We start from the raw sequence: 8,109 nt of genomic DNA, 5'->3' as shown, positions 1-8,109 counted from the left end.
GGCTTCATAATCCATGGGGGTGTCGAGGTTGTCCGCAGGAATGCAGCCGCCGCTGGGCCCGCCGGTCTGTGCGGCCTTGAAGGCGCGGCCGTCCTGTATCCCGCCGCCGATGTCATATACGATCTCCCGCAGGGTGATGCCCATGGGCACTTCGATGAGGCCCGTGTTGACGGTTTTACCCGCCAGCGCGAAGATCTTGGTGCCCTTGCTCTTTTCCGTGCCCAGGCCGGCATACCATTCAGCCCCCCGATTGATGATCATGGCGACGTTCCCGAAGGTTTCGACGTTGTTGATCAGGGTCGGGGCGCCCCAGAGACCCTGTTGCGCCGGGTAGGGGGGACGGGGAACGGGTTGACCCCGGCGCCCCATGATGGACTGCATCAGGGCGGTCTCTTCGCCGCAGACAAAGGCGCCCGCGCCCATGCGGATATCGATGCGGAAATTGAAGGGGCTGTCCAGGGCCCGGTTGCCCAGAAGTCCCGCGCGCTCGGCTTGCGTGATGGCCTTTTCGAGTCGTTTGGCGGCCAGCGGATATTCCCTTCGGACGTAGATATACCCCCGGTCCGCGCCGACGGCGTAACCGGCGACGGCCATTCCCTCCAGCACCCGATGGGGGTCGGATTCCATCAGGGTCCGGTCCATGTAAGCGCCGGGGTCGCCTTCGTCGCCGTTGGCGACGACATACTTTCGGTCGCCGGTCGCTTTCTGCACCCGCTGCCACTTGAACCCGGTCGGGTAGCCTGCGCCGCCGCGACCCCGAAGGCCGCTTCTCAAGATCTCCACACACACGTCCGAAGGCGTCATCTCCCGAAGGACCTGCCCCAGGGCTTCATATCCGCCCGCAGCGACGCAGCTCTCCAGCCGTTCCGGGTCGATGTCGCCGCTGCCGGCAAGCACCACCTTCTCCTGCTTGGCGAAAAAGGGAATATCATGAGAGAGGATGCGTGCGTCGAGGGACGGGACGGTCTGGCCCCTGACGTGCCGGTTCAGAATGGGCGCCACCATCTCCGGTGTCACCCGCTCGTATATGACGTCGGCTTCACCCCTGTTTTTGATCGTTACCATCGGACCGCGGCTGCAGGGTCCCATGCATCCGCTCGTCGCGGCTTCCACCTCAGCCGCAAGCCCTTCCGCCGTGATCGCATCGGCAAACGCCGCCAGTATTTTCGACGCGCCGGAAGAAATGCACGGCGTGCTCATGCAGCAGAGAATGCGGCACCGGAACTTCGCCTGTCGTTCCTGTTCGACCTGGGCCATGGCCTTGAGTTCGATTCGGTTCATCGTATCGTTCTTCCCTTTGACGGTTAGCGGTTTCAGGGATGCATCGGGAGCGGTGGATTGGATCAGTCGGCGCCGCTTACGCGCCGGCGTACCTTATCCAGGGTCGAGGCCGATGTTGCCTTTCCCAGCACGACGTCGTCCAGAACCACCACCGGCGCCAGACCGCAGCATCCCAGGCACCGGGCCGTGTTCAAGGTCAGCTTCCCATCGGCGGTGGTGTGCCCGGCCTTGACGTCAAAACCGCTTTCCAGGGCTTCGACAATCTCGAAGGATTTTCCCACATAGCAGGCGGTGCCCAGGCAGACGATACAGGAATGTTCCCCCTGGGGCTTGAGGGAAAAGAAGTGATAGAAAGTGGCCACCCCGTAAACCCAGCTGGACGGGAGCCTCAGCATTCGGGCGACATACATGAGGACGTCCTCGGGAAGGTAGCCGAAGGCTTCCTGGGCGGCCGTCAGCACCTCGATAAGGGCATCCTGCTTGAACTGCTGCCGTTTGATGACGCGGTCGACGGCTTTGTACCGCGGATCTCCCATGGGGTGTGACTTTTGTTCGCCCGCCGGCTTCGGAGCGACTTGGGCCATGATGATTTCCTCTCTGTAATCATGCGATCGTGTTGCATCGTGGTGCGAAGAATCGGCGTATTATGGGATGAAAGCCGAAGGTTGGATATCGGACTCAACTTTCGACTTTCATGATGGTGACCAGATAGAGGTGCCGGGAGGATACGGCCTATGAAGGTCGAAAGTTGAGTATCGAATTTATAAAATGCGACACATTGGCTTGTATATAGGGGTTTCCCATCATTTGCCTGGGGTATTCTCCTGTATATATGTCGGGATAAACCCTGAAAAGCATCCGTGATGAATGATGTCCGGATTTGGCGGGATACCCTTCAGCTGATCCCCAACCGTTTCATTTTTTTGTAAAGCGCGGTGCGGTGTATGCCGAGGGTTCGGGCCGCCAGCGCGCGATTTTCGTTCGCTGCCTGCAGGGCCGCTTCGATGGCGCTGCGTTCGGCCTCGGCCAAATGGTCATCCAGGGTGCCGGACAGAGGGGTTTTTGCGCCTTTGTGGAACGTGGACGGCAAATGACGGAGTTCGACGACCAGTCCCTGAGCTTTCCAGGCCATCTGGCGCATCAGGCTTCGTAATTCCCGGACATTTCCAGGCCAGGCATGCGACATGAGCGCCCCGGTCGCTTCCTCGGAGAGTTGTTGCATGAGAAGTCGCTCCCGGCGGCACACTTCGGAAAGGAAGTGTTTTGCCAAAAGGGGAATGTCTTCCGGACGCGACCTCAGCGGCGGGATCTCGATCGGGAACTCGTTGATGCGGTAGAAGAGATCGCTGCGGAATTTGCCGGCATCGACAAAAGCGGCAAGATCCCGGTTTGTGGCGACCACCAGCCGGAAGTCCACATCGATCGGGATCGTGCCCCCCAGGCGGTCGATTCTGCGCTCTTCCAGAACCCGAAGCAGCTTGGCCTGGCTTTCGATGGGCAATTCTCCGACTTCATCCAGGAAAAGCGTTCCATCGCAGGCCAGTTCGAACTTTCCGGGTTTGCCTTTTTTCCGGGCGCCGCTGAAGGCGCCTTCTTCGTAGCCGAATAATTCCGATTCGATCAGGTCGTGGGGAATCGCGCCGCAGTTGATCGCGACGAAAGGCCCTTTCTTCCGATGGGAGGCTTCATGGAGAGCCTGGGCGAACAACTCCTTTCCCGTACCGCTTTCGCCCAGCAGGAGCACCGTGGCCGAAGAATCCGCTATGCGTCGGGCCTGCTCGATAACGCGCCGCATTTCCGAATTCAGGGTGAGGATGTTTTCGAAGGAACGGCGATGTCCGCGCAGTTCGTCCAGGAGCGTTTCGTAGCGTTCGACCTTCCGTTCCATCGCCCGGACGCGATCCGCCAGTTTTTCCAATTGTTCAGGACTCTGGAACAGGATTCTCCCGAAAGCGCCGATGACCCGATTGTTCCGTCTGACGGGCAGGTTGACCGTGATTTTAGTCTTGCCGTGCAGGTCGACGACCTGTGCGCTGTCGGCGATGCCGGTGCGGGCCACCTCCGCCAGGCGGCTGCCGGGCGCAAGCGTTGAAAGCGACAGACCCGCGCCGCCGCCGGATTCGAGCCCGAACCATTGTTCATTGGCCGGGCTGAGCAGGGTGATATTTCCCTTGGTGTCGACGACCGTGAGCCCCTCGTAGGGGTTGTCAAGAACCATCCGGACCATTTCCTCGTTCATCGGACAGTCACCGTAGGGCCCCAGTATTCGATCCGCCGTCCGGACGCGCCGGAAGACCATCACCTCGGTTCGCTGACGCCCTTCGGCCTGTACAAACCAGTCATCATTCCAGAAAGTCCACTCGCCAGGTGTCAAACCGCGGAGCGCATCCGGAAGCCGTGCCCCTTTTTCGATATCCGGACCGAGGGCTTCGAAAAAATCCGTGGTCAAACGCGCCACACGTCCGGTCTTGTCTAAAAAAACGACACCGCATCGGCAATAAGCGGCTTTGCGAAGCATGGCGGCTTCTGAACTTGTCGTCATCGGTCGACATGTCTCCCTGTGGATACATCTTTTGCCATGCCGGTGAGGGGTGAAACTGTATCCGTCCGGCAACACAATCACAACATAGCATATTCTTCCCTCTTTTGCATATACCTTCTTTAAAGATAATTGTTTCAGAAGATTAGAAATTTAAAAGCCGTTTTTTCAAACATTGGCACGACCTGTGAAAAAGGAAAGTTTCAGAAAACATTTTGGTGATGGTGCATTTTCAGTGAGTTGCCGGCGATTCATGCATCCGAAATCAACAGACCCTGTACTTATCCAGTTTGGAGGAGCCGATGTTTATCGACAATGAAGAATTGAGAGTTGCAGCCGACACGATACGCCAGGCCGCACGGGAACGGATCGCTCCCCTGGCCGCATCCATCGATGCGACAGGTCAGTTAAATCCGGAAGTGATCGATCTTTTGTGGGATCTGGGTCTGATGACCGCAGTCTTCCCACCGCAATACGGTGGTGCGGAGGAGCATCACGGGACCCTGCTCTGCATCGGGGTCGAGGAGATCGCGCGTCACTGTGCTTCGTCGGCCCTGATGCTGATCATCCAGGCCGTAGGCAGCTTTCCCATCATCCATGGCGCCAGACCGGAATTGCTGGATCGCGTGATGACGAGGATGGTGAAAAACCGAGAACTGGCCGCCTATCTGGTGTCGGAACCGGGTGCCGGGTCGGACGTGGCTTCGATCCGCACCACGGCGGTCCGGGACGGCGACGCTTATGTCCTTTCCGGGACCAAATGCTTTTCCACCAACGGACCGGTGGCTTCGGTCTATACAGTTCTGGCGCGAACCTCCGGCAACGGCCGGGACGGCCTCTCCTTCTTCCTGGTGGAGCGGGACACGCCCGGACTCAAGATCGGCAAGATCGAGAAAAAAATGGGACAGAAGGGTTCCCAGACCTCCGAAGTGCATCTTGACGCGGTGCGCATACCCGCCGAAAACCTGCTCGGGGAGGAAAACAAGGGATTCCGGATCGCCATGAAGGATTTCGACATGTCCCGTCCGGCCGTCGCGGCCCAGGCCCTGGGTATCGCCGAAGGGGCCTTCGAGCAGATGGAGAACTACTCCAGGGAGCGGAAGACCTTTGGCCGACCCCTGTGCGACCATCAGATGATCCAGCAGATTATCGCCGACAGTGCGACCCTGATCGAGGCGTCGCGGGGTCTCATCTATCGCGCCGCCGCCTTGTATGATCAGGGGAAACGCAATACCAAGCTGGCTTCCATGAGCAAGGTCTTTGCCTCGGATGCGGCCATGAAGATCACCACGGATGCGATCCAGGTCTTTGGCGGATACGGCTACATGCAGGATTATCCTGTGGAGCGGATGTTCCGGGACGCCAAGTTGACCCAGATTTTCGAAGGCGCCAATCAGATCCAGCGACTGGTGATCGCCAGAGAGATCCGTAACGAAAATTCCTGAAATCCGGTTTCGACATCATTCAAGGAGAGCTTGTCTTATGAAAAATTTAACGGAAGAACAGAAAGTGATGCTGGAGATGGTGCGCGATGTGGCGAACCGGGAAATCGCGCCACTCGCGATGGAACTGGATGAGAATTCGTCTTTCCCGGAACATGCCCGGAACCTGTTTGCCGAACTGGGGCTCCTGAACCCGCTTCTGCCTGCCGAATACGGCGGAACGGAAATGGACATCCTGACCTTTGTGCTGGTCCTGGAGGAAATCGGCCGGGTTTGCGCTTCCACCGCCCTGCTGTTGATCGCCCAGAGCGACGGCATGCTGCCCATCATCCATGGCGGCAGCCCTGAGCTCAAGGAAAAATTTCTGGGCCGCTTCGGCGGAAACTCTACGCTGCTGACGGCTTTTGCCGCCACTGAACCGTCGGCCGGGTCGGATCTCCTCGGCATGAAAACCCGGGCCGTCAGAAAAGGTGACAAGTACGTGATCAACGGGCAGAAATGCTTCATCACCAACGGCTCGGTGGCCGACGTCATCTCGCTTTACGCCTATACGGATCCGGAGAAAGGCGCCAAGGGTATGAGCGTCTTTGTGGTGGAAAAAGGCACCCCCGGCCTGGTTTACGGCCGCAACGAGAAAAAGATGGGGATGCGGGGCTGCGTCAACTCCCAGCTCTTTTTCGAGAACATGGAGATTCCCGCCGAAAACCTTATCGGCGCCGAAGGGGACGGGTTTGCCAATCTCATGAAAGCGCTCTCCATCAACCGGGTCTTCTGCGCGGCCCAGGCCGTGGGGATCGCTCAGGGTGCGCTGGATCGCGCCATTGAACATGCCCGAGAGCGGGTGCAGTTCGGGAAGCCCATTTCTCATCTGGCCCCCATCCAGTTCATGATCGCCGATATGGCCACGGCGGTTGAAGCCTCCCGCCTCCTGACCCGGAAGGCGGCCGAGCTGCTCGATGACAAGGACAAGAAAGGAGCGCTCCTGGGCGGCATGGCAAAGACCATGGCCAGTGATACGGCCATGCAGGTGACCACCGACACCGTTCAGATTCTCGGGGGATCGGGCTACATGAAGGAATACGGCGTGGAGCGGATGATGCGCGACGCCAAGCTGACCCAGATCTACACCGGAACCAACCAGATCACCCGTCTGGTCACGGGTCGTGCGTTGTTGCAGCCGTAAAAAAAATCGAGGGCGCCGACAAAAAGGGCCCAGGCATCAACCCTTTTTCCAATAAGGATTAACGACATGTCGGAAAACAGAAAATTTACCTATGACACGGCCATGTTCCGGGACACGTTCGAGAATGATTTCACCTATCTGAACGGCTTTCTGCGAAACACCCACCGGTACGCGAACCAGAACGCGATGACCTGTCCCCTTCGGGATAAAACATGGACATATCAGGATCTTGACAAAGCCTGCAATATTCTGGCCCATGCCCTGAAAGACGACGGGGTCGGCAAGGCCGACGTGGTGATGTACCAGCTTTACAACTGCGCGGAATGGGTCTTCATCTACCTGGCGTCGCAAAAGCTGGGTGCCGTCAATTGTCCGATCAACTTCCGCCTCTCCTATGGCGAGACGGCCTACATGCTCGACGACAGCAAGCCCAGGGTCTATTTCTACGACGCGGCGGACGCCGAAATGGCCCAAAGGGCCCTCGAAAAGGCGGCACACAAGCCCCAAACCATTGTCATGGTCGATATGTCCGGCAGGACAAGGCCTATTGCCGGGGCCGTCTCCTTTGAGGAATATGTCGCGGGCAGGCCGGACACGGATCCGGGAACATACCGACCCACGCATATCTATGACGAGACAACGCGTCTGTATACTTCCGGGACCACCGGGATGCCGAAGGGCGTCCCGCTGAACAATATCAACGAGATCATGAGCGCCCACGACGTCATCATGCACTTCCCCCTCAATCCCAGGGACAAGACCCTGAACATGACACCCTGGTTTCACCGGGGCGGGCTTTACGGGGGGGGGCCCAACCCCACGCTCTATGTGGGCGCCGAATTGATCCCTCTGCGTCATTTTGACGCCGCGACCGTCCTGGATCTGATCGACAAACACGGCATCACCTATGTCATCGGCGCCCCCACCACGTTGGAAGGGCTTTGTGCCGAACAGCAGAAAAAACGTCGGGACCTGAGTCATCTGAAAGGCATCGTGACGATGGGGGCGCCGCTGGATCGGGCCGCGTGCATTCGCTTCCAGGAGATGCTCACCCCGAACATTTTCAACGGATACGGAACCACCGAAGCGTTCTGGAACACCTTTCTGCGGCCCTACGATCTGCCGGATATGGCGGGGGCTGCGGGCCGTTCGTGCACCGACGACGATATGGCGGTGGTGAACGTATACCCGGACCGACTGGCCGAGCCGGACGATCATGTGAGGAAAAACAACGAGGACGTGGGCGAGGTCATTATCAAAGCCGCCGGAAAGTGCTCGTATACCTATGCCAACCGGCCTGAAGAAGCCAGGGCGAAATATTACAAGGGGTGGCTCTATATCGGTGACCTCTGCACCTGGGACAGGAATGAATTTCTGACCGTGGTGGGCCGGAAAGACGATATGTTCATCTCCGGCGGCGAAAACATTCATCCCGTGCAGGTGGAGGCGGTGCTGAACGAACATCCGGAAGTGGCAAGCTGCGCGGTGGTGGGGCTGCCGGATCCCAAATGGGGGCAGGTGGTGGTGGCCTATGTCGTCAGGTTCAACCCCTCCCTGACGGCAAAAGATATCGACGCATTCTGCCTTCAGCATCCCATGCTGGCGAAATACAAGCGCCCTAGATACTACCGTTTCGTGGACGAACTGCCCATGACGGCCACCGG

General features: G+C 58.6%; 6 protein-coding genes. 3 read left to right on the top strand and 3 right to left on the bottom strand.

Going from position 1 to position 8,109, the window contains the following annotated elements:
* The 3 genes from AB7S84_RS15160 to AB7S84_RS15150 form a co-directional block, all read right to left on the bottom strand.
* Positions 1-1,281 (bottom strand): NAD(P)H-dependent oxidoreductase subunit E (locus AB7S84_RS15160; protein ID WP_428155488.1); only part of this gene is annotated, 1,281 nt, incomplete at its 3' end.
* 62 nt (positions 1,282-1,343) lie between these two features.
* On the bottom strand, positions 1,344-1,865 hold the full coding sequence (gene hoxE, locus AB7S84_RS15155; protein ID WP_428155486.1) for a bidirectional hydrogenase complex protein HoxE: 522 nt from the start codon (positions 1,863-1,865) through the stop codon (positions 1,344-1,346).
* Positions 1,866-2,176: 311 nt separating this feature from the next.
* Positions 2,177-3,823 carry a sigma-54 interaction domain-containing protein gene (locus AB7S84_RS15150; protein WP_020876269.1) on the bottom strand — a complete coding sequence of 549 codons (1,647 nt, stop codon included), beginning with the start codon at positions 3,821-3,823 and terminating at the stop codon, positions 2,177-2,179.
* Positions 3,824-4,122: 299 nt separating this feature from the next.
* Between AB7S84_RS15150 and AB7S84_RS15145 the strand changes: the two genes are divergently transcribed.
* The 3 genes from AB7S84_RS15145 to AB7S84_RS15135 all read left to right on the top strand — a co-directional run.
* The gene (locus AB7S84_RS15145) at positions 4,123-5,265 is read left to right on the top strand and encodes a cyclohexane-1-carbonyl-CoA dehydrogenase (RefSeq protein WP_020876270.1); all 1,143 of its coding nucleotides are present in this window, start codon (positions 4,123-4,125) and stop codon (positions 5,263-5,265) included.
* A 37-nt stretch (positions 5,266-5,302) separates the two neighbouring features.
* The gene (locus AB7S84_RS15140) at positions 5,303-6,445 is read left to right on the top strand and encodes a cyclohex-1-ene-1-carbonyl-CoA dehydrogenase (protein WP_020876271.1); all 1,143 of its coding nucleotides are present in this window, start codon (positions 5,303-5,305) and stop codon (positions 6,443-6,445) included.
* Positions 6,446-6,511: 66 nt separating this feature from the next.
* A partial coding sequence (locus tag AB7S84_RS15135; RefSeq protein ID WP_428155482.1) for a class I adenylate-forming enzyme family protein occupies positions 6,512-8,109 on the top strand: 1,598 nt, incomplete at its 3' end.

Origin of the sequence: Desulfococcus sp. (assembly GCF_050178255.1) — a bacterium.
In the GTDB taxonomy this organism is placed as follows: domain Bacteria; phylum Desulfobacterota; class Desulfobacteria; order Desulfobacterales; family Desulfococcaceae; genus Desulfococcus; species Desulfococcus multivorans.
The sequence above is the reverse complement of the archived record's forward strand: the minus strand, read 5'-3'. Positions and strand labels throughout refer to the sequence as shown.

Bases quoted from the DNA above. Each gene is read 5' to 3' on its own strand.
- AB7S84_RS15150 (WP_020876269.1), bottom strand. From the start codon at position 3,823: ATGACGACAAGTTCAGAAGCCGCCATGCTTCGCAAAGCCGCTTATTGC.
- hoxE (WP_428155486.1), bottom strand. From the start codon at position 1,865: ATGGCCCAAGTCGCTCCGAAGCCGGCGGGCGAACAAAAGTCACACCCC.
- AB7S84_RS15145 (WP_020876270.1), top strand. From the start codon at position 4,123: ATGTTTATCGACAATGAAGAATTGAGAGTTGCAGCCGACACGATACGC.
- AB7S84_RS15140 (WP_020876271.1), top strand. From the start codon at position 5,303: ATGAAAAATTTAACGGAAGAACAGAAAGTGATGCTGGAGATGGTGCGC.